This is a genomic window from Microbacterium sp. 4NA327F11 (assembly GCF_005503465.1).
Classification (GTDB): Bacteria; Actinomycetota; Actinomycetes; order Actinomycetales; family Microbacteriaceae; genus Microbacterium; species Microbacterium ginsengisoli.
The window spans coordinates 16,595-37,704 of record NZ_SCOB01000003.1; the positions used below are offsets into that span (position 1 = coordinate 16,595).

The following is a 21,110-nucleotide window of genomic DNA, read 5'->3' on the forward strand; positions in this document are numbered from 1 at the left end:
TCGCCTCTTCGTGACGATCGCGGTCGTGGCGACCTCGCTTGCCGTGGCCCTCGGCACGCTCGTCGGGATAGCTGTGGTGAACGAGCAAGCCTCGCGTCCTGTCGCCGCGACGCCCGCCGCCGACCTGAGCCAGTTCCAGGCCGGCAACATCATCAGCAACGCGGTCTTCTTCAACAGCGCGTCGATGACCCAGGCGCAAATACAGGCTTTCCTCGAGGCAAAGGTCCCGTCCTGTCAATCGGGTTACACCTGCTTGAAGGATTGGTACGACACCAGCCGATCGACATCCGCGGACGCCATGTGCGGCGCCTATCAAGGGGGCACCAGCGAACGCGCCTCCGCGATCATCTACAAGGTGGCGCAGGCGTGCGGCATCAATCCGCAGGTCATCCTCGTGACACTGCAGAAGGAACAGGGGCTCGTCACCAACACGTGGCCATCGACGTGGAGATACACGATCGCGATGGGGCAGGGATGCCCTGACACGGCGGCATGCAACACCACCTATTACGGATTCTTCAATCAGGTCTACGGCGCGGCATGGCAGTTCAAACGTTATGGAAATCCCCCGGGAACCTCGGCGTATTTCACGTGGTATTCGCCTGGCAAGACCTGGAATGTGCAGTACAATCCGAGCGCGTCATGCGGCTCTTCCCCCGTTTACATCCAGAATCAGGCCACCGCCGATCTCTATTACTACACTCCGTACCAGCCAAATTCCGCTGCCTTGGCTGCCGGATACGGGTCCGGCGACTCATGTTCGAGCTACGGAAATCGCAACTTCTTCAACTACTTCACGGATTGGTTCGGGTCCACTCAGTCGGCCGGACCGCTCGTATCGCTGGGTGCAGACATCTACGTGGTATCGGGGGGCCGCCGGTACCATGTGACGCTCGCGGATTGGCCGGCCTATAACGCTGCGTTCGGACAGCCCGCGTCGGTATCGACGACCTACTTGAGTCAGTTCACTGACAGCGGTGATGCGTCGCGGTATGTCCTCAATGGCGACACGTCGGTTGTGGCATACCTCGACGCCGGGAAGCTGCACCGATTTCCGACATGTGCATTGGTTGCCGCGTGGGGTGGTAGTTGTTCCGCTCTCACGGTGCTGTCGTCGACAGAGTTCGGTGTCGTCGGTTCAGGGCCGGAGATGGCCCCGTTCGGAACGGTGGGATCTGATCCAACGGTGTATCTGATCTCCAACGGGGCACTCGCGCCGCTCTTCGACATGGCGACCGTGTCGTATCTCAATGGCGGATCAGTGCCGTACATCGGTGGTCTATCGAGCAGCGTCGCTGCGAACTACTCGCGTGCGCCACTGCGGTTTGTCCCCGCGCAACTGATCATCCTGCCCGGAGATTCTCGAGTCTGGTTGCCGACGTCTGACGGGCGCTTGCTCTACCTTCCTTCATTCACGGTGGCGACGGACCTGGGGATCCCGTTGAGCGTGTCTCAAGTGCCCTCCGACCGTGTCGCCGCTTTCACGCGGCAGACGCCGCTCACACAGGCGGTGACTTGCAATGCTGCACGCTATTTCGGCTCTCAAGGCACTCTCTACGCGGCCAGCGATGTCGGAGGGATGTCCACGCTCGAGCTAGACAGTGACACATGCGCTCGCCTCAACATGAGCAGCACCCCCAGTGCGCCGATATTCCTCAAGACGGCCGCGAGCCAAGATGTCTTCACCCTTCGTGGGGGAGGTCGTTCTCACGTGGTGTCGATGCCTGCTCTCACAGAACTTGCCGGAGGGGCTCCTGACCCGCGGATCATCCAGGTGACTGATGCTTCTTTGGCGACGATTGCGAACACCGGTCCATACTGGCTGGCAGGCCAGCTCGTGAAGTCTCCTACCTCGGATCGTGTGTATCTCTGGGACGGCACGGCCTACTATTACCTTCCGAGCTTTGACGTAGCTCGAGCCTTCGGCGTGAGCACCGCCGTCACCACTTCTTCGGAAGTCTCGCCTCCGGCCACGGTGTCGGATCTGGCGACGACGGTCATGTGCGGATCGACCAGCTACATCGCTCAGAACGGTCAACTCTCCCGAACGACAGCGCCATCCCTGATCACCCTTGCCTCGGTGTTCTGCAACAAGCTTGTATTCGCGAGCCGCTGACGCGAAGTGGTGCTCAACTTGGCGGAAAGGCAGCGTGGGCTATTCGCTGAGGTAGTCCGCGAGGGACGTGCGCCAATCGTCGATGGCGAATCCGGTTGACGCGATCTTCGATATCGACAATTCACTGTTCATCGGTCGAGGCGCCACCGCGTAGTCTGCCTGCGCGAAGAACGCCCGAGTTGTCGTCGCGCTGACCCGCTCAGGGTCGTGACCCGTAAGCCGGAACACCTCAGTTGCGATTGCGTGCCAGCTCGAACTCTCTCCACCCTCCGAAACGTTATAGACACCATGCGGAGCGCGAACGTCGAGAAGATGCAGAATCGCGGATGCGAGCGTCGATGCGAACGTCAATCGACCGACCTGGTCTGAGACGACCGACGGGTCTACCCCACGCGCGGCAAGTGACGCCATTGTGCGAACGAAATTCTTTCCGTCCCCGATGACCCAGCTCGTCCTCAGAATGTAGTGGCGGGGAACTGTCGCCACGATGGCGTCGCCCGCTGCCTTGGTCTGCCCATATACCCCGAGTGGCGCCACCGAATCAGATTCGAGATAGGCATCGCTCTTCGTGCCGTCGAAGACGTAATCGCTGGACACGTGCACGAGCGTGATGCCGTTCGCGGTCGCGATCCGGGCCAGCGCGGCGACCGCGGTCGTGTTAGCCTCCCACGCCGCGACCCGTCCCTCCGGGGTCTCCGCCTTGTCGACCGCGGTGTAGGCGGCGGCATTGATGATGGTGTCGTAGTCGCGCCACCGGCGGGCCGATGCGAGCTCGTCGGAGGTGAGATCGATGTCGTCGCGGGTCGCGAACTCGGCCCAGGGGGCATCCGCGAATCGCTGACGCAGCGCGCGGCCGAGCTGCCCGTTCGCGCCGAGCACGAGGGTCTTGCGGCGCGGGATCGGGGTGACGTCGGCGAGGCGCGGGTGCGCGAGGTCTTTGGGGCTGATCTCCACGTCGGACAGCGGGATAGGCCAGGCGATAGCGGCGGTCTCGTCGGCGAGGTTCAGGAACGAGTACGTCGCGCTCGGTGACCAGTGGTCGTTGACGAGGTAGACGTAGGCGGTGTTCGGCTCGAGCGTCTGGTACGAGTTGCCGACACCGCGCGGTACGAAGATGGCGGTGGAGGCGTCGAGCTCCGCGGTCACGACCGCCCCGAACGTCGGCCCTTCGCGCAGGTCCACCCAGGCGCCGAAGATGCGTCCGGTCGCGACCGAGACGAACTTGTCCCAGGGCTCCGCGTGGATGCCGCGGGTGGTCCCGACGGCGTCGTTGAAGGAGATGTTGTTCTGCACCGGCCCGAAGTCCTCGAGTCCGGCGGCGAGCATCTTCTCGCGCTGCCAGTTCTCCTTGAACCAGCCGCGGTTGTCGCCGTGCACGGGCAGATCGAAGATCACCAGGCCCGGGATCGCGGTCTCACGGCGAGCGAGGGCCTTGCCGACGTCGACCACGGGTCACTGCCCCTTCGTGGCGTAGAACGCCTCGGTGGCGTCCTTGGACGGCGCCCACCAGGCCTCGTTCGCGCGGTACCAGTCGATGGTGTTCGCCAGACCCGACTCGAAATCCTGAAACTGCGGCGTCCAGCCGAGCTCGGTGCGCAGCTTCGTCGAATCGATCGCGTAGCGCAGGTCGTGCCCGGCGCGGTCGGTGACGTGGTCGTAGGCGTCGCGGGGCTGCCCCATCGTCTCGAGGATGAGCTCGACGACATCCTTGTTGTTGCGCTCCCCGTCGGCGCCGATGAGGTATGTCTGGCCGGGCTCGCCCTTCTCGAGAATGGTGAGCACCGCCGACGAGTGGTCGTCGGCGTGGATCCAGTCGCGCACGTTCTCGCCCGCGCCGTAGAGCTTGGGGCGGATGCCGCGGATCACGTTCGTGATCTGGCGCGGGATGAACTTCTCCACGTGCTGGAACGGTCCGTAGTTGTTCGAGCAGTTCGAGATCGTGGCCCGCACCCCGAAGGAGCGCACCCAGGCGCGGACGAGGAGGTCCGAGCCGGCTTTCGTCGATGAGTACGGTGACGAAGGGTTGTAGGGGGTCGACTCGGTGAAGCGCGCCGGGTCGTCGAGCTCGAGGTCGCCGTAGACCTCGTCGGTCGAGATGTGGTGCAGGCGGGTGTCGTGACGCCGTGCCGCCTCGAGCAGCGTGTAGGTGCCGATGATGTTGGTGTCGAGGAACGGCCGCGGGTCGTTGAGGCTGTTGTCGTTGTGGGACTCGGCTGCGTAGTGCACGACCGCGTCGACGCCCGCGAACAGCTCGTCGACGAGGGCGGCGTCGGCGATGTCGCCCTGCACGAACGCGACCCGGTTCTCTGGGAGCCCGTCGAGCGAGGCGCGGTTGCCCGCATAGGTGAGCTTGTCGAGCACGGTCACGTGGTGGTCGGTGTGGGCCACCACGTGGTGCACGAAATTCGAACCGATGAAACCGGCACCGCCGGTGACGAGAAGCTTGGCCACGCCAGAAGGCTACCGTGCGCGTCCTCAGTGATCCGTCGGCGTTTGGTCAGGCTCGGCCTTATCGGGGAGACTGGAGTCCATGCGCGGAATCATCCTGGCCGGCGGTACCGGCTCGCGGCTGCACCCCATCACCCTCGGTGTCTCGAAGCAGCTCGTCCCGGTGTACGACAAGCCGATGATCTACTACCCGCTCTCGACGCTGATCCTCGCGGGTATCCGCGACATCCTCGTCATCACCACGCCGCACGACGCCGCCCAGTTCGAGCGCCTGCTCGGCGACGGCTCACAGTTCGGCGTGTCGATCACGTACAAGCAGCAGCCGTCGCCCGACGGGCTCGCGCAGGCATTCGTGCTCGGTGAGGAGCACATCGGCTCGGACTCGGCCGCCCTCGTGCTCGGAGACAACATCTTCTACGGCCAGGGCATGGGCACTCGCCTGCGTCAGTACAGCGACCTCGAGGGCGGCGTCGTGTTCGGCTACTGGGTCGACGACCCGACCGCCTACGGCGTGGTGGAATTCGACGCGGCGGGGCGCGCCGTCTCCCTCGAGGAGAAGCCCGCCCACCCGAAGTCGAACTGGGCTGTGCCCGGACTTTACTTCTACGACAACGACGTGGTCGAGATCGCCAAGAACCTCACCCCGTCGCCGCGCGGCGAGCTCGAGATCACCGACGTCAACAAGACCTACCTCGAGCAGGGTCGGCTTCAGGTCGAACTCCTGCCGCGCGGCACCGCCTGGCTCGACACCGGAACGTTCGACTCGCTCAGCGAGGCGACGGACTTCATCCGCACCGTCGAGAAGCGTCAGGGCCTGTCGATCGGGTGCCCCGAAGAGGTCGCCTGGCGTCTCGGGTTCCTGAGCGACGACGAGTTGCGTGAGCGCGCCCAACCCCTCGTGAAGAGCGGATACGGCGCATATCTGCTCAAGGCGCTCGAGCAAGGCAGGTGAGCGTTGCGAGCGGGAGAGGACATCCTGCATGATCCGAACCGTGACCGCTGGCGGGACGCCGTGCAGGTGCATCGCAGTCTGAGTTGACGCGGGTGGCGTGACGGGACGACAGGGCCGGTCGGTGGATCGCGACCGGAGCTTGGTAGTAGATGTCCCCCCATACGAAGGAAGAAGTGCAATGCGACTGAGTGCCCTACGCGACCTCACTCAGCGGTCCCGGGCGTGGAGACTTGCAGGTCAAATCGTGGCGGTGGCGGGAGTGCTTCTCATCGCGCTCCTGGGAATTCAGCAGGAGCAACGCGGCAATCCCTGGTTCGACGTGCTCGACGAGAGCGCGCACTACGACTATGTGTTGAAGCTTGCTGACGGGCATATCCCGGCGTGGGGAAGCACCCTCGATCAAGACACCATGCTTCTGTGGGACTGTCTCGGCAACAGTGCGACGGGTCTCAAGGGCGACTGCGCGATCGAGCAACGCTCCCCGGGATCGTTCGCCGCAGGCGGCTACAGCTATGAAGCGCAACAGCCCCCACTCGGATACCTCGCTTATGTACCCGGCTACCTGCTCTCCGAAGGGCTTTCGCCCTCCGGGCAGTTGAACATCGTTCGCGATGTCGGTGGTGTTCTCCTGCTCCTGATTGCGGGAGTGCTGATCGTGAGCATTGCCAGTCAGGCGCGCTTTGGGTTCTTCCGAACCCTGACGCTCGCGGGGCTTACGCTTCTTGCGCCGATCACGATTCACGCGTTCTCTACTGTAAGCAACGATGCTGCCACGCTGGTGTCGGCGCTTGTCTTCATTCTGGGACTGCAGCTCGTTGCGAGAGAGAAGCTGAATCGTCGCCCGTCAGCACTTGTGGCGGGGGTCATAGTGGGTGTAGTACTCGGCGGGGTGAAGGGATACATGATCCTGTTGCCCGCCGGAGCTTTCATCGCATTGGCAGTCCTTACCTTCCGACCGCGAAAGGTCTCCTTTCAAGGCCTCCTCGGCGACATGGGGCGGTTTGCTCTGACGCCGAGGTCGTTGTTCCTCCTCACGTCAGCGACGGTCTCTGCGATCGTCGCCGTAGCGTTCACCATCTGGCAATCGGTACGTGAGCTGATTCCCGCGTCGATCGTCCAGGAGGCGCTGGGAGGCTTTTTGCCCCGAGTGCCGTACATTCAGTGGTCTACGGTTGTGAGTTCCTTCGTGAACCTGACCAACAATTGGTATGGATCGGCGAATGGGCTGACCCCGCACGGCCAGGTGTACCTCGCCGTGAACACCGTCTTTCTCATCGGAATTGGTATCGCCATCGCGCGGAAGTCGACCTGGCGCCAAGGATCCCTTCACCTGGCAGTCGTGTGGTTGTCCATCGCCGTCATATTCAGTATCGGTTGGTCGGTTCTTCAGTTCGTGCAGGGTGGCTTCAACTTTGACGCACCGCTGAGGTACGGCCTTCCGCTTCTGCCGATCGGAGCCTTGGCGGTCGCGATCGGATGGCGACGCACATCAATGTCATCGTGGGGGGATCCGGGCGAGCTCACGCTCGATGGCGATCGCACGGGTCGTGGGTGAGAGGCTCAGCAGAGGAGGGGCCGTTCGCGAGCAAAGGTCACCGCGGTCACACATCCGCGTTGCCGGGAGGGTCAAACGTGGCGTCTGCGTGACGCCGCCCGGCCCTCTGCACCTATCTATCGGTGGGTGACGGATCCGCAGATCCGCAGTAGATGTCGTTTACGAGTGGTGAGAATGCTGCGGTCCTCGCCGGCGCAGGTGAGCCCATTGCGGACCATTCAGTGAAACTCAAGTGGCGCCCGAACATGTCGGTTGGGCTAGGGGTGAAGGGCACAGCGCGCGTATAGGAGATTGACGCGGGCCCTATGTAGTCGATCTCGCCCGTCGCGCGGCGCAAGTCGACATCCCACTGGACGATGTGATCGTTCGTGGTTCGCGTGACCACCTGCGGTGTCGGCGAGCCCCACGCGAGCCAATCGGCATAACTGATCCGCCCGCCTTTGCCGCTGCGCGCGTCACATAAGTACGCTATCGCGCCTGACTTGTCCCAGCTCATCGCGACGAAGCCGCGGTTGTCTCGGGACTCGAATGTCGGGAACGCAGCGTCACGCCACTGCGAGAAGGTGAGCTTCTGCACGCTTCCCGAGAAGTCCGTCGCGAAGATCTCTGGCGAGGTCGGCCACTTGTACGCGATGATCCAGTCCGCCCAGGCCAGGCGAGCGGGAACCGGCCATCCGGCGGAGGTCCACTGATTGAAGTCGATTGACATGAGGACCTCCTCGTCAGTCGATTCGAAGTAGGTGTACGCATACACCGTCGGTAGGTCGAGCACCTTGAAGTAGTCGGTTTCAGCGTCGGAGAACGCCGGAAATCCCAGGGATTCCCAATCCGTCCAGGTCAGAGCTCGAGAGCCCCCGACATTGAGCTCATAAATCACGCCATCGTATGCAGTTCTGACATAGCTCGACAGCGCGGGAGGGGCAGATGGAGCAGCGGTGCCGAGTGGTGAGGTGCCCGTGAGAGCGACAACACCTGCCATGACTACGTGAAAAAAGGACAGCACGCTTCCCCCATCGTCCAACTGCTCTCAGGTGGTTGATAGCATAAGGATGGGCTTCTCTCAAATTCGAGATCGAGTCTGGCCTGCTATTTGGTCGCGATGTTGAGGATGCCGAGGAACATCCCGGACATCACGGTTTGCGCGCCGAGCACCATCAGAAGGGTGGCAGGGATGGCGATGCGGAGCGTCGCCTGAGTGTCTTGCGCTCCAAACCCTGCAGCGGCCCAGAGGCTGAACTGACCCACGAAGATGGCCAAGCCTGCGCAGAAGAGCAGTAGTCCGACGATCGAGAGAGACTCAAGACTGACTCGTTCGGCGAGCCACGCGAAGCTTCGACTTCGTGGCAGTCTGAAACCTTCGCGCTCGGCGTACATCTTCGTGAGGAGCGCAAACAAAACTGCTTGGAAGCCGACGACCGCAAGCGCGGACGTATAGGTCTGTGTAGCGACGTTGAGGCCGAGTTGACCTATCTGCGCCGACCCGAATGCGAGCACGAACGTTCCGACCACACCGAGAAGGAAAGTCGCGAGTCCGGGCCAGAGGAAGAGCCAGCGCGGACTGTAGACCAGGAGGAATCTAAGGTGTCGCCATCCGTCACGCCAGCTGCGCAGGTGTGGCGGTCGGCTCCTGCCGTCTTTACGCAACGTGGTCGGGACCTCGCTCACCTGCATGCCCGACAGTGACGCCTTCACGACCATTTCGCTCGCGAACTCCATCCCGGTCGTATGGAGCTCCGCGGCCAACATCGATTGGCGGTTGAAGCCGCGCAACCCGCAGTGAAAATCGCGAATCGGCGAGCGGAACAGGACGCGACCTATCCATGTCAGGACGGGATTGCCGAGGTACTTGTGCAACGGGGGCATCGCGCCCGCTTCTATCCCCCCACGGAACCGGTTTCCCATCACCAGGTCATCGCCGGCGCGAAGCCGCTCGAGGAAGGGATCCAGGTTCGTAAAGTCATAGCTGTCGTCCGCGTCGCCCATGACAACGTATCGACCGCGAGCTGATTCGATGCCACCGATCAGCGCCGCGCCATACCCCTTGCGTTCGACAGCCACAACCCGCGCGCCCAGGTCGCGAGCAATTTGTTGCGAGCCGTCCGAGCTGCCGTTGTCCGCAATGAGCACCTCACCTGACACTCCGGAGCGCGCCAGGTACGACTGGGCCTTGCCGATGCAGATCGCGAGAGTTTCGGCTTCGTTGAGACAAGGCATAAGGATGCTCAGTTCAACGTCTTGATTAGTGTCCATGACTCCCACTCGCTCGACGGTCCAGCAGTCGATACTAGTCAAGCGAAGCTGCGTGCCCGCGCTCCCGCATTGCCATAACGCTGTAGACGAGTAGTCCCAGCGCAGTGAGAGCTGTGCCCGCGATGGCGCCGACCAGCGCGCCGGACACCCCGTCGAGTCCGACGGCGATGGCCACCATCAAGCCGACGCCGACCGTCGAGCCGCCCGCCGTAATCGCAGTGACCGCCACCTCATGTCGCAGGATCGACAACGCCGCCCCCAAGAGCACCGCTGTCGAGTTGCCGAGAACGGCGACCATCAGCATCTGCGCGATGGGGACAGCTTTGTCGAAACTGGGTCCGAAGATGAGCGGCAGCGCGATGGGGAGGCACGCCGCTATCACAATGCAGCCTGCACTCACCAAGCCGCCGACGATTCCGAGCGAACGCCATAGGAACGCAGCCTGGGCTCGTTTCGGCTGGAGTGCCAACTCACCGAATCGTGGCAGGAGTGCCTGAGTGAGTGCCTGCGCGAGCATTCCGATCGGGGTCGCGAGTGAAAGGGCGGCGGCGAACTGACCGGCTGAATGAGGGTCCGAAAAGGCGGACGCTACGACCATGGGTACCTGCATGATCCCATTCGTGGCCAACATGGTGACCGAAGTCCATGCGATGAGCTTGGTTGGCGCGGCGTGCTTCTGCACCTCGTCGACCGACGGAGGTCGAACGCGAGTCGCCAGAATGACCGCGCGGCAGCCGACCACGGCGAAGAGCAGGTATCCGACAATCGCGGGCGCTACGGCGAGCTCGTTGGCGCCGAGTATCACCATCGCGAAGAGCAGGCCGATGGTTGCGCCGCTCGATAGGAGATCCCACAGCGCGACGTTGCGCATCTGCCCGATGCCGATCCACGCTCCACGCACGGCGATGTACGACGACCACGCGATGGTCAAGAGCGCGATGAGCACGCATTGGGATGGTGAGAGGGACAGCGCCACAGACACGATCGCAGCGACAAGCGCAACGACCAGAAGCGACACGAGCAGACTCCGGCTCAAGCGTCGCCGGAGTCGTGTGTCTTCGGGCCGCAGGAGAGCGCTGGACACACTTCCGAGGGCGGTGGGCCATAGCAGCGAGAGTAGTATCGCGAGGGCGAAGGCTGAGTTGACGAACGCGAGCTCAGGTGGCCCGAGGAGACGTCCTACAATAGCCGTGTAGGCGAACCTGGACAGTCCTTGTGCGAGCACGCCAACGGTGGACAGCATCGCGTCGCTGAGCAGAGATTTGCGGCGCATGTCATGCGATGTTATCGCTCAATCGAGACGTGCAGAAACCGTCGCCGTCAGTTGCTAAGGAGACCGCCTTGACCTCGCGGACCATCGACATCATGCTGCCCTTCTACGGGCGCACGGACCACTTCGTTGCCGCGGTTGAAAGTGTTCTGGCGCAGAGCGATCCGGACTGGCACCTCACAATCATCGATGACGCAAACCCCGACCCGGCAGGCGTCGAGTGGGCTGCGAGTTTGGACGACGAGCGAATCGAGATACGCCGAAACGCGTCAAATCGAGGAATCAACGCGTCGTTCCAAGAGTGCGTGGCACTGTCGACGAGGTCCTTAGTGACGATCTTCGGGTGCGACGACTTCATGCGCCCCAACTATGTGGCCCGGGTCAAGGCCTTGGCCATCGAGTATCCTGAGGCTTCGATGATTCATCCAGGTGTGCAGATCATCGACGCGGACGGAGCGCCAGCGACAACTCTGGTCGACACGGCCAAACGCTTCTACCGCCCGAGTGCCCGCGGTCGCTCGGTCTTGCTGTCGGGAGAGGCGCTTGCGCGAAGCGTTATACGAGGCAATTGGATGAACTTTCCTGCGGTCGCCTGGGATGGTGCGAGCTTGAGATCGGTCGGCTTTCGCCCCGGCTATCACGTCGTGCAGGATCTTGCTCTCGTCATCGACCTTTGTATCCGCGGGGGTGGCCTCCTCGTCGACGACGTGGTCGCTTTTGAGTATCGACGTCATGTCTCGAGCGTGTCGTCGTGGCGCGCGAAGGACGGAAGCCGTTTTGTGGAAGAGGGGGACTACTTCCGGGAGGTTGCGTCGCTGTTCGCGGCGCAATCGTGGCGCAAAGCCGAAAGAGCCGCGCGCGTACACCTGTCGAGTCGGATCAATGCGTTGACGATGCTACCCGCGGCGCTTCGAGCCGGAGACGCAAAGAGCGCAAAGGTGCTCTCGCGGCATGTGATCTTCGCGTGACCTGGCGCCGATCGTGCCGTCGGCAAGTAGAGCTTTCCTACCGGACAAGACGAGCTCGGATGCGTCGCGCGACCCCGCGGAGCCCCTCTCTGTTGTAGTAATGGCGTGCGAGGCGCGCTGCCTTGCGAACTCCGCGATACCGGGCCCGGATGGCATCAGCTGCAGGGTCGGAAACGCTCAGGAGGTGTCCGTCTCGGAGCCCGTTTCGGTCGGCCGCGGGCAACGGCGCAGCGCAGAACTGCGTCAGGGGCTCCAATGCGCGCGTCCATGAAAATGCCTGGCGAACCGGCTCGATGTTCGCTCGGGCCCGTGCACGGAACTGGTCGTCGAACAACACTCGGACAATGGCTTCCGCGAGTGCATCGACATCGCGTTCGGGGACGGTGATCCCCAGCGGACCCGCATCGATCAGATCGGCAAAGCCGTCGCCTCGAGTCGTCACCATCGGCAGCCGAGCCCACAAGTAGTCGAGAATCCGCGTCCGGAACGAGAATACCGTCTCGAGGTGCTCGTAGTGGGTGCTCACTGCAGCGTCCGCGTCGAGAAGGTAGTTGTGACGCTCATCCAGCGCGACCCAGTCTCGGTTGAAAAAGACGAACCTGTCGGTGAGTCCCAGCTGATCGGCGAGTTCGAACGTTCGGCCGACGACCTTCATCTGCGGTACGTCTGGATTTGGGTGCGATACGCCCATGAAAAACAGGCGTACTGAAGGATGAGTGTCTGCGACCTTTCGAATCGCTCTCAGCAGGGTCTCCGTGTCGAACCAGTCGTAGATTCCTCCCCCCCAGAGGATCACCTTGTCGTCGGGCTCGATGCCGGGAATAGTGCCCTTGATGGCGTGATATTGCTGCTCGGGAATGTCTTCTGAAAGGCCGAACGGAACGACTGCGATCAGATCGCTCAGTGAGTTGTCCGATTCGTACGTCATTGCATTTACGCGGCCGACTGCCGCGAGCTGACCCAGCCAGAACAGACGCTGCTTCTCCGACGCGCAGATAAAAAAGTCTGCTCGCGCAAGTTGTTCGTTCAGAACCTCAGTCGCCGTCAGAACTTGCGAGTTCCAGCGATCGAACTGGGTATCCCTCGCTTGTTCGAGCTGTTCCAGATGAAGCGGGTCGTAGATGTCCGCGACAAGGATCTTCTTCGTCTTTGCAAGACTTGCATACTGCCTCATCACGTAGCCTTGAATGACGATGACGTCGGCCCACTCCTCATGGGTTCGCATCTCGCTGTCACTAGATGCGCGGTGCACGGAGAAGGTCCCGGATGCGCGCTTCGGCGCGGCCGGCGACACGAGGCGAACGTCGTTGCGCAGCGCGAGATGTTCGGACATCGTCCAGGCTCGGATTGCCGGGCCTGCCATCCTCGCGCCGATCACGTCGCCGGTGACGACCAAAACTCGCACGCGTCCGGGCGGGGTGGCGATCCCGATCGCCTCGACGATATCGCGGATGCCCTCTTGGACTCGCGGGTCCTGATGGAGGCCGTTGTTTGCGTTGCCAAACAGCGGGATGATCATCTCGTCGCGGACGACGCGCGTCGCCTGAATTCGATCGCGCTCGGTTTTGAGACTCGGCATCTGATCGACGAACTGATCGATTCCGAAAAGTGTCGCGATGGCGGACTTGTTGAACGATGTATCAGTGACGAGTTCGTCGGGGGGCACATCGCCGTCCGCGATGTCAAAGATCTCAGGGTCGAACCCGGAGCGCACGGTGGCTCGTCTCGCAGCAAGACTCAGCGCACCACTGAGGAACTTTGTGAGATTCTCCTCGCCGAGGTTCTTGTACAGCAAGATCAGCGCGTTACGTTCGAGGAGGTAGGTCTCTCGATGCTCGCCGAAGCGATGCATGGAGGCATGGTGTTTGTGGAAGACCACTGAATCGGGTGCGAATCGAACGCGGTAGCCGAGCAGGTTGAGCCGCCATCCGAGATCGACATCGTCGTAGAACATGAACAGGCGCTCGTCGAAACCCCCGAGTTCCTCGAACACCGATGCCCGCACAAAGAGCGCGGCACCAGTTCCGTAGAGCAGATCCCGTGGGCCGTCCAGGAGGGATTCTCGATCTCCACTTTCCTCGCCCTTGTAGCCCATCCCAAACCACGTGAGCTGGCCGCCAGCGAAGTCAACGCGAGTGCCGTCCCAACTCAGCACCTTGCTCGCGACGGCGCCGACCTGCCCGGCGGTATGAAAGCCCTTCACTGCTTCGCGGATCCAGCCCCGGTCAGGGCGCGAGTCGTTATTGAGGAAGGCAATGATCTCGCCACGGGCCTTGGAAGCTCCGAGGTTAGATCCACCCGTGAATCCGAGGTTCTTTGCGCTACGAATCAGTTTGATTCGACGCCCCAGGGAGGACAGGCGCTGCGCGCTGTCGTCGCCTGAGCCGTTCTCGACGACGATGATCTCTAGTTGCTCACGCGGCCAGTCGACGCTCTCTAACTCCTCGACGCACCGGATTGTGTCGTCCGCGCCTCTGAAGTTGACGATGATCACTGAGACGAGGTCGGTCACGCGAGACGGCATTGAAGGGAGCTCCTAGTAAGTCGGGCGCCAGGATAGCAGGACGCACCTGTCTGATCTCGGTGCAGCCCGGCAGTGCGCACCATCGTCCTCGCGCATCTACAATCGACGAGATGTCCACCGCTCAAGACGATGCCGCCGCGCGGATGCTGCGCCTGTCTTCACTGCCGTTGCTGCCGGCAGGGGCTGGTGGAACAGGGGGCCGCCGCAGCGCCGCGTCGGCGATAGCCGATGTCGCGCGCCACCGCGAAATGCTCGCGCTTCTGGTCCGTCGTGACCTGAAGGCGAAGTACAAGGACTCCGCGCTCGGGTTCCTATGGTCGCTTGTACGACCGCTCATTCAGCTGGCGATCTACTTTGTCGTCATGGGGCAGTTTCTGCAGGCTGCCAAGGGCATCCCCGACTTCGCCGTCTACGTCTTCGCAGGTTTGACGGCGATGGGACTGTTCACTGAGATCGTCGTCTCCGGGACCGGCTCGGTGCTGGCAAACGCGGGGCTCGTGAAGAAGGTCTACACGCCGAGAGAACTGTTCCCTCTCGCAAGCGTCGGGTCGGCGTTGTTCAACTTCGCGGTGCAGGTTCTCGTGCTGATCGCGGCAACTCTTCTCGTGGGCAAGTTTCCACTTCATTGGGAAATCCTTCTTGCCATACCTGCCTTTGTCCTCCTCGTCGTTTACGGCACGGCGTTTGCACTGATGTTCAGTGCGTTGAACGTCTATCTGCGTGACACTCAGTATCTGGTCGAGGTTGGCACGATGTTGTTGTTCTGGGCTAGCCCAGTGGTCTACTCCTGGCAGATGGTAAGCGCACTAGTCGGTTCCCCGTGGCTGTTGGAGGCGTACACCAACAATCCCCTGACGCTCGCGGTTTTGGGATTCCAGCGAGCGTTCTGGGTGGCCGGAGACTCGCTCGGTCTTCCTCCCCTTTATGCGCTCCGCGTGAGTATCGCGCTCTTGGTGGGAATAGTTCTCCTCCTGCTTAGCCATCGTCTATTCCTGCGGTTGCAGGGCAACTTTGCGCAGGAGCTGTAAATGGGAAATATCTCTCCGGAGCCTGTGGAGCAGACCGAGGTGCCCGAGGTCGTGCGAATTAGGGGATTGTCAAAGCGATTTGTTGTGCGCAAGGACTCCTCGATCAAAGAGCGAATCATCACCTTCGGTAGAAGGGGACGCCGGTTTCGCGAGGACTTCTGGGCGCTGAAGGACATCGACCTGGACATTCGGGCGGGCGAGACGATCGGCTTGATCGGCCACAACGGTTCTGGCAAGAGCACTCTCCTGAAGGCGATTGGCGGGATCATTGATCCCACCAGCGGTTCGGTGCTCCAGCGTGGTCGAATCGCGGCGCTTCTGGAACTCGGAGCCGGTTTTCATCCCGACCTAACCGGGCGCGAGAATGTGTATCTCAATGCGTCGGTTCTCGGGCTGTCCCGCGAAGAGACCGACGCCCGTTTCGACGATATTGTCGCGTTCGCGTCGATCGGCAATTTCATCGACACTCAAGTGAAGTTCTATTCTTCCGGCATGTACGTGAGGCTCGCCTTTGCGGTGGCCGTGCATACCGATCCGGACGTGCTCCTCGTGGACGAGGTTCTCGCGGTGGGAGATGAAGCCTTCCAACGGAAATGCATGGATCGGATTCGGCTGTTCCAGTCGCAGGGGCGGACAATTGTACTTGTGAGTCATTCACTCGGCCAGATTTCGGAACTGTGCACGCGTGGTGTTCTTCTCGATGCGGGCTCCATCGTGTTCGATGGGCATCCCGCCGAGGCCGTGTCACGATTCAGGGATGTCCTCGAAGATCGGCGTCTCCGCGAGATCAAGAGTCTCCGGACGGTGGATCGCGCGTCCGCGGCGATCGTTGGCGTGACTGCGGGCGCCGTCGGACGAGGTGCTGACGAGGCTCTCATGCGCGGCGACGATCTCGAGATCGATGTCCGTCTCTCTGCCGATAACCTTGACGGTCCTTGGGTGTGCGGGATTCAGATCGACGACCCGATGGGCCTGCGCGTGTTCGAAACCGGAACGGATCGTAATGACGTCGCTATGCCGCGCATCTCGAGTTCGGGCGTCGTCACCTTCACGCTGAAGGCCACCTGCTTTGGCGGCGGGCGATACTTCGTCAATGTCGTCGTGATTGACGGGGTGGGTCGGACGGTAAGTGCCGAGGCGCAGGCCGCATCATTCACAGTCGTCGACGACCCCCGTTCGAGCGGAGCGCTGAGCTTGGCCGTGGTTGCCACAGCGGCAACATCCGGATGATCGGAGGATGATGGACCTTTTGGTCGTGGGCTCGGGCTTCTTCGGTCTGACGATCGCGGAGCGGGCTGCGGCATCCGGTCGGAGGGTTACGGTGCTGGAGCGCCGTCATCACATCGGTGGCAACGCCTATTCGGAGGACGAGGTCTCGACGGGGATCGAGATCCACCGGTACGGCGCGCATCTGTTCCACACGTCGAACGCGACGGTGTGGGAGTACGTGAATCGGTTCACGGCGTTCACGTCGTATGTGCACCGGGTGTATACGACGCATCGTGGTGTGGTGTTCCCGTTGCCGATCAATCTCGGCACGATCAACCAGTTCTTCCAAGCGGCGTACACGCCTGACGAGGCGCGGGCGCTGGTCGCGGAGCAGGCGGGTGAGTTCGACGCGCGTGCGGCGGCGAACCTCGAGGAGCGGGGGATCGGGCTGATCGGCCGGCCCCTGTATGAGGCGTTCATCCGCGACTACACGGCGAAGCAGTGGCAGACGGCGCCGGCGGAGCTGCCGGCGGAGGTGATCAGCCGGCTGCCGGTGCGGTACACGTACGACAACCGCTACTTCAACGACACGTGGGAGGGCCTCCCGGTCGACGGCTACACGGCGTGGCTGGAGCGGATGGCGGATCACCCGAACATCGAGGTGAAGCTGTCGACCGATTTCTTCGACGCGTCGCAGCCGCTGCACAAGCAGGCCGTGGTCGGTCAGGTGCCGGTCGTCTACACGGGGCCGGTGGACCGCTACTTCGACGACGCGGAGGGCGCGTTGTCGTGGCGCACGCTCGATTTCGAGCAGGAGGTGCTGGAGGTCGCGGACTTCCAGGGCACGAGCGTCATGAATTACGCCGACGCGGATGTCCCGTTCACCCGCATCCACGAGTTCAAGCACTTCCACCCCGAGCGCGCCGACCGCTACCCGAAGGACCGCACCGTGATCGTGCGGGAGTTCTCGCGGTTCGCGGAGCCCGGTGATGAGCCGTACTACCCGGTGAACACCCCCGCCGATCGCGAGCGCGTGCTCGCGTACCGTGAGCTCGCCCGGGGCGAGAAGGACGTCCATTTCGGCGGGCGCTTGGGCACCTACCAGTACCTCGACATGCACATGGCCATCGGCTCCGCGCTGTCGCTGTGGAACAACACGCTCGCGTAGCGCTCGATGACCGCGCCGTTCGTCCTGCAGCGCACCGTCTTCCCGCCCGAGGGTGAGACGGCGGCTCGCGCGCTGTACGTCGACGGGCCGGGCGAGATCGCGGCCCGCGAGACTCTCCACGTCGCCGGGGGCGGCACCGTATCGCTCGGCACCTATTTCAACTCCTTCGCCGCCACCTACTGGCGCCGGTACGCGGCGCTCGACCGGGTGGTTCTCACGGTGGATGCCGCGGGCCGCGGCACGATCGAGGTCGTGGCCTCGGACGCGCACGGCCACCAGGCCGTGGTCGAGCGCATCCCGATCGACGGGTCCGGCGAGCGGAGAGTCGAGCTCGACCTCGCCCGGTTCGACGACGGCGGCGCACTGTGGCTCGACCTCCGCTCCGTCGAAGGGCTGGAGCTGCGCTCCGCTCGGTGGACGACGGATGCCGCGCCCCGCCGCGGCGGCGCCGTCACCGTCGTCATCGCGACCTTCAACAGGCCGGACGACTGCGTCGCCCAGCTGCGTGCGGTCGGCGGCGACCCGGCGCTGGTCGCCTCTCTCGCGGGCGTGGTCGTCGTCGACCAGGGTGATGCCCACCCCGATGACGCCGACGGGTTCGCCGCGGCATCCGCTCTGCTCGGCGACCGCCTGCGCATCGTGCGTCAGCCGAACCTGGGTGGGGCGGGCGGCTATTCGCGCGGGATGCTCGAGGCGCTCGCCGCGGGCGACAGCGACGCCGTGCTGCTGCTCGACGACGACGCGCGGGCCGAGCCGGAGGCGATCGCGCGGGCGATCGCGTTCTTCCGGTACGCCGCGCGGGAGGTCGTCGTGGGCGGCGGGATGCTGCACATCGACGCGCCCACGCGCCTGTATGCGCAGAGCGAGCAGTGGGACGACCGCATCTCGTGGTTCGCGCTCGGACGCGACGGCGCCTACGACGTCGACTTCGCCGAGACGCCGTGGCGGGGCCACGAGATCCTTCACCGCGTCGAGCGCTCCGACTTCAACGGCTGGTGGATGTGCCTGCTGCCGACGGCGGTGCTGCGGCGCGTGGGGCTCGCCCTGCCGCTGTTCCTGAAGGGCGACGACGTCGAGTTCGGCCTGCGCGCCGCGGCGGCCGGCGTCGAGACGGTCAGCCTGCCGGGCGTCGCCGTCTGGCACCTCGGCTGGGGATCGAAGCTCCCGACCCACACGTGGGAGGCGTACTTCCTGCACCGCAACCGGCTCATCACCGCCCTGCTGCATTCGACCGGCCGATACGGACGTCTGACGGTGCTGCACGCGTTCCTCGGCGATCTGAAGCTCCTCTCCCGCGGCCACACCGCACCGGTGGCGTTGCGCGCACGGGCGACCCGCGACGCCGTCGCCGGACCGGACGCACTCCCGGGCTGGCTCGCGACCCGTGTCGTGACGGTGCGTGCGGCGATGACCGCGATGACGGATGCCGCCTCCCGCCGTTCGCCCGCAGGCACCGCCGTCGCCCTGATCGGTGCGGCCGCCGCGAGCGCCGCGCGGCACGCGCGCCTGCTGCTCGGCTGGCCGCGCCTGTCGGCGCGGTTCCGCGCGTCGGCGGGGGACGCGACATCCGTCGCCGCCTGGCAGCGAATCATCGAGGACGCGACGTGACCGCCTGGTTCGCCGTCGTGCCCGTCGTCGTCGGCGCGCTCGCCGTCGTGCTGATCCCGGGGATCGCGGCCACCCTGCCGGTGCGCATGGGGCTGCTCTCGCGCGTCGCGCTCGCCGGGCCCATCGGGGTGACGGCGATCGGCGTCGCGGGCATCGTGTCGCAGCCGCTGCACCTGCCGTTCAGCGCCGTGTCGCCGATCATCGTCGCGCTCGTCGTCGCCATCGTGCTGTTCGTGACGACCCGCCTCCTTCCAGGGATCCGGGTGCGCCCCGACGGTGTGCGGGTCGTGTGGCTGCTCCCCGTCTGGATCCTCACGGCGCTCGCCGTCGCGGTGATCGCGTTCTGGCAGGTTCCGTCGCCCGATCTGTTCAGCCAGACCTACGACAACAACTTCCACCTGGCCGCGATCGCGCACATCCTCTCCACGGGCGACGCCTCCTCGCTGACGCTGCGCTCGATCATCGAGACCGGCAAGACCTTCGCGTTCTACCCGTCGGGGTGGCACTCGATCGTCGCCGCGACCGTGCAGGTCACCGGAGCGACCGTGCCCGTCGCGGTGAACGCGGCGTGGATCGCCGTCGTCGCCGGCATCTGGCTGCCCGGGGCGGCCTGGCTCGCGCAGGCGCTCGTGCCGCGGCATCCGCGCGGTCTCGTCGCGCTCGTCGCGTTTCCCCTCGGCGCCGCCTTCGGCGCGATGCCTTACGCCCTGCTGAGCTGGGGCACGCTCTACCCGACCTTCCTCGGCGCGGCGCTACTGCCCGCGGGCGTCGCGGTCGTGGTGCTCGCGGTGCGAGCGGTCGTCGCGGAGCGCGGCCCTCGCCGTGTCGCCGCGCTGCTCTGGGGTGGGGGGATGTCGCTGACCGCCGCCGCCGCGATCGGCTTCGGCCAGCCACGGGTACTGGTGAGCTGGGCGGTGCTGCTGCTGCCGTTCGTGCTCGCGACCGCGGGTTCGCTCGTGCGCGCCGGATGGCGTCGCGGTGGGCGCTCCCGTCGCGCGGTGACGTGGAGCCTCATCGGAGTGGTGATCGCCCTCGTCGTGGTCGCGGCGGTCGGCTTCTGGTACCTCGTCGCGCGCCTCGGCCTGTTCGCCCGCCCCCTCGACGACCGTCTCGGCGGACCGCAGGCGAAGGCCACTCAGAGCGTGCTCGACGGCCTCGGTCAGGTGCTGCTGCAGGCGTGGCCGACGGGCTCTACCGTCACCTTCCCGGCGGTGCTGCTCGCCGCGGCGGTGGTCGGCGGCATCCTCGTCGCACTGCGTACCCGCGGGCTTCGATGGATCGTGGTGTCCTACGCCGTGCTCGCGCTGCTGTTCGCGGCCTCTGCCGGCTCCGACGACGTCGTCACGAAGCTCGCGACCGCGCTCTGGTACAAGGACCGCTACCGCATCGACTCGGTGCTGCCCGTCATCGGTGTGACCCTCGCGACCCTCGGCGTGCTCGCCGCGACCGCGTGGCTGCGCCGCGCCGGTGCGCGCAGCGGCGGCGCGCTCGCCCTCGCCGGGGTCGTCACCGCGACCTCCGGCGTGGCCCTGGTCGCCGGCGGCGCGTCCGCCTCGATCGGGCGCGTGTTCGCGATGCCGGTCTCGCACGCCACCGAGGCGATCGTCTCCGCCGCGCAGATCGAGTTCATGACATCGCGTCTGCCGATGATCGTTCCCGTGGGCCAGCGCGTCATCGGCGACCCGTGGGACGGGTCGGGGCTGTCGCTGCTGTTCGGCGACCGCGAGCCGGTCTTCCCTCACGTCAACGGACAGTGGGATCCGCAGCGGCTGCTGCTCGCCTTCCACCTGCAGGACATCCGCACCGACCCGGCCGTGTGTCAGGCCCTCGACGACCTGCGCGTGCGGTACGTGCTCTACAACCCCCACGCCTTCGGCGGCGGCGACCCCTCGGGGAACCACTTCGCCGGCGTGCACGCCGCCGTCGAGGCAGGTCTGTTCACCCCGGTCGCGACCGACGGCGACACGTCACTGCTCGAGATCACGCAGTGCGGTCCGCTGACCACCGGGTGACC

Annotated in this window: 15 protein-coding genes; 9 read left to right on the forward strand and 6 right to left on the reverse strand. The window is 64.3% G+C overall.

Annotated elements, in window-relative coordinates; all coding sequences use genetic code 11:
* The first annotated feature begins 10 nt into the window (after nt 1-10).
* Complete coding sequence (locus FFS51_RS02840) at nt 11-2,116, forward strand: hypothetical protein (RefSeq protein WP_137877458.1); 2,106 nt, start codon at nt 11-13, stop codon at nt 2,114-2,116.
* A 39-nt stretch (nt 2,117-2,155) separates the two neighbouring features.
* Here the strand turns inward: FFS51_RS02840 and FFS51_RS02845 are convergent, their stop codons facing one another.
* Nucleotides 2,156-3,565, reverse strand: a complete 1,410-nt coding sequence (locus tag FFS51_RS02845; protein ID WP_137877459.1) for a sugar nucleotide-binding protein — start codon at nt 3,563-3,565, stop codon at nt 2,156-2,158.
* Between the two features lie 3 nt (nt 3,566-3,568).
* Complete coding sequence (gene rfbB, locus FFS51_RS02850) at nt 3,569-4,567, reverse strand: dTDP-glucose 4,6-dehydratase (RefSeq protein ID WP_137877460.1); 999 nt, start codon at nt 4,565-4,567, stop codon at nt 3,569-3,571.
* 79 nt (nt 4,568-4,646) lie between these two features.
* Between rfbB and rfbA the strand changes: the two genes are divergently transcribed.
* Both rfbA and FFS51_RS02860 read left to right on the forward strand, forming a co-directional pair.
* Nucleotides 4,647-5,516 (forward strand): glucose-1-phosphate thymidylyltransferase RfbA, encoded by an 870-nt coding sequence (gene rfbA, locus FFS51_RS02855; protein ID WP_137877461.1) that lies wholly within the window; start codon nt 4,647-4,649, stop codon nt 5,514-5,516.
* A 244-nt stretch (nt 5,517-5,760) separates the two neighbouring features.
* Nucleotides 5,761-7,071 (forward strand): hypothetical protein, encoded by a 1,311-nt coding sequence (locus FFS51_RS02860; RefSeq protein ID WP_137877462.1) that lies wholly within the window; start codon nt 5,761-5,763, stop codon nt 7,069-7,071.
* A gap of 112 nt (nt 7,072-7,183) precedes the next feature.
* Here FFS51_RS02860 and FFS51_RS02865 read toward each other — a convergent pair whose 3' ends face one another.
* The 3 genes from FFS51_RS02865 to FFS51_RS02875 all read right to left on the reverse strand — a co-directional run bounded on the left by FFS51_RS02865 (nt 7,184) and on the right by FFS51_RS02875 (nt 10,339).
* On the reverse strand, nt 7,184-7,948 hold the full coding sequence (locus FFS51_RS02865) for a hypothetical protein (protein ID WP_137877463.1): 765 nt from the start codon (nt 7,946-7,948) through the stop codon (nt 7,184-7,186).
* Nucleotides 7,949-8,157: 209 nt separating this feature from the next.
* Nucleotides 8,158-9,321, reverse strand: a complete 1,164-nt coding sequence (locus tag FFS51_RS02870) for a glycosyltransferase family 2 protein (RefSeq protein ID WP_137877464.1) — start codon at nt 9,319-9,321, stop codon at nt 8,158-8,160.
* A 34-nt stretch (nt 9,322-9,355) separates the two neighbouring features.
* Nucleotides 9,356-10,339, reverse strand: coding sequence for a lipopolysaccharide biosynthesis protein (locus tag FFS51_RS02875; protein ID WP_212742769.1), 984 nt, complete (start codon nt 10,337-10,339; stop codon nt 9,356-9,358).
* 323 nt (nt 10,340-10,662) lie between these two features.
* Here FFS51_RS02875 and FFS51_RS02880 point away from each other — a divergent pair, with 323 nt between their 5' ends.
* Nucleotides 10,663-11,559: a glycosyltransferase family 2 protein gene (locus FFS51_RS02880; protein ID WP_171006079.1), complete on the forward strand. Its 897-nt coding sequence runs from the start codon at nt 10,663-10,665 to the stop codon at nt 11,557-11,559.
* A 37-nt stretch (nt 11,560-11,596) separates the two neighbouring features.
* Here FFS51_RS02880 and FFS51_RS02885 read toward each other — a convergent pair whose 3' ends face one another.
* Nucleotides 11,597-14,071: a glycosyltransferase gene (locus tag FFS51_RS02885; RefSeq protein WP_249352634.1), complete on the reverse strand. Its 2,475-nt coding sequence runs from the start codon at nt 14,069-14,071 to the stop codon at nt 11,597-11,599.
* Nucleotides 14,072-14,193: 122 nt separating this feature from the next.
* On the opposite strand from FFS51_RS02885, the gene FFS51_RS02890 reads away from it, so the two are divergent.
* Genes FFS51_RS02890 through FFS51_RS02910 form a run of 5 tightly spaced genes read left to right on the forward strand, consistent with a single transcriptional unit; the run spans nt 14,194 to nt 21,108 of the window.
* Nucleotides 14,194-15,111, forward strand: a complete 918-nt coding sequence (locus FFS51_RS02890) for an ABC transporter permease (RefSeq protein ID WP_137877468.1) — start codon at nt 14,194-14,196, stop codon at nt 15,109-15,111.
* Nucleotides 15,112-16,341: an ABC transporter ATP-binding protein gene (locus FFS51_RS02895; protein WP_137877469.1), complete on the forward strand. Its 1,230-nt coding sequence runs from the start codon at nt 15,112-15,114 to the stop codon at nt 16,339-16,341.
* Nucleotides 16,342-16,351: 10 nt separating this feature from the next.
* The gene (glf, locus tag FFS51_RS02900; RefSeq protein ID WP_137877562.1) at nt 16,352-17,488 is read left to right on the forward strand and encodes a UDP-galactopyranose mutase; all 1,137 of its coding nucleotides are present in this window, start codon (nt 16,352-16,354) and stop codon (nt 17,486-17,488) included.
* A gap of 6 nt (nt 17,489-17,494) precedes the next feature.
* Entirely contained in the window at nt 17,495-19,096 is a 1,602-nt protein-coding gene (locus FFS51_RS02905) for a glycosyltransferase (protein WP_137877470.1), read from the forward strand.
* Entirely contained in the window at nt 19,093-21,108 is a 2,016-nt protein-coding gene (locus tag FFS51_RS02910; protein WP_137877471.1) for a DUF6541 family protein, read from the forward strand. Before FFS51_RS02905 ends, FFS51_RS02910 begins: the two co-directional genes overlap by 4 nt.
* Nucleotides 21,109-21,110: the final 2 nt, after the last annotated feature.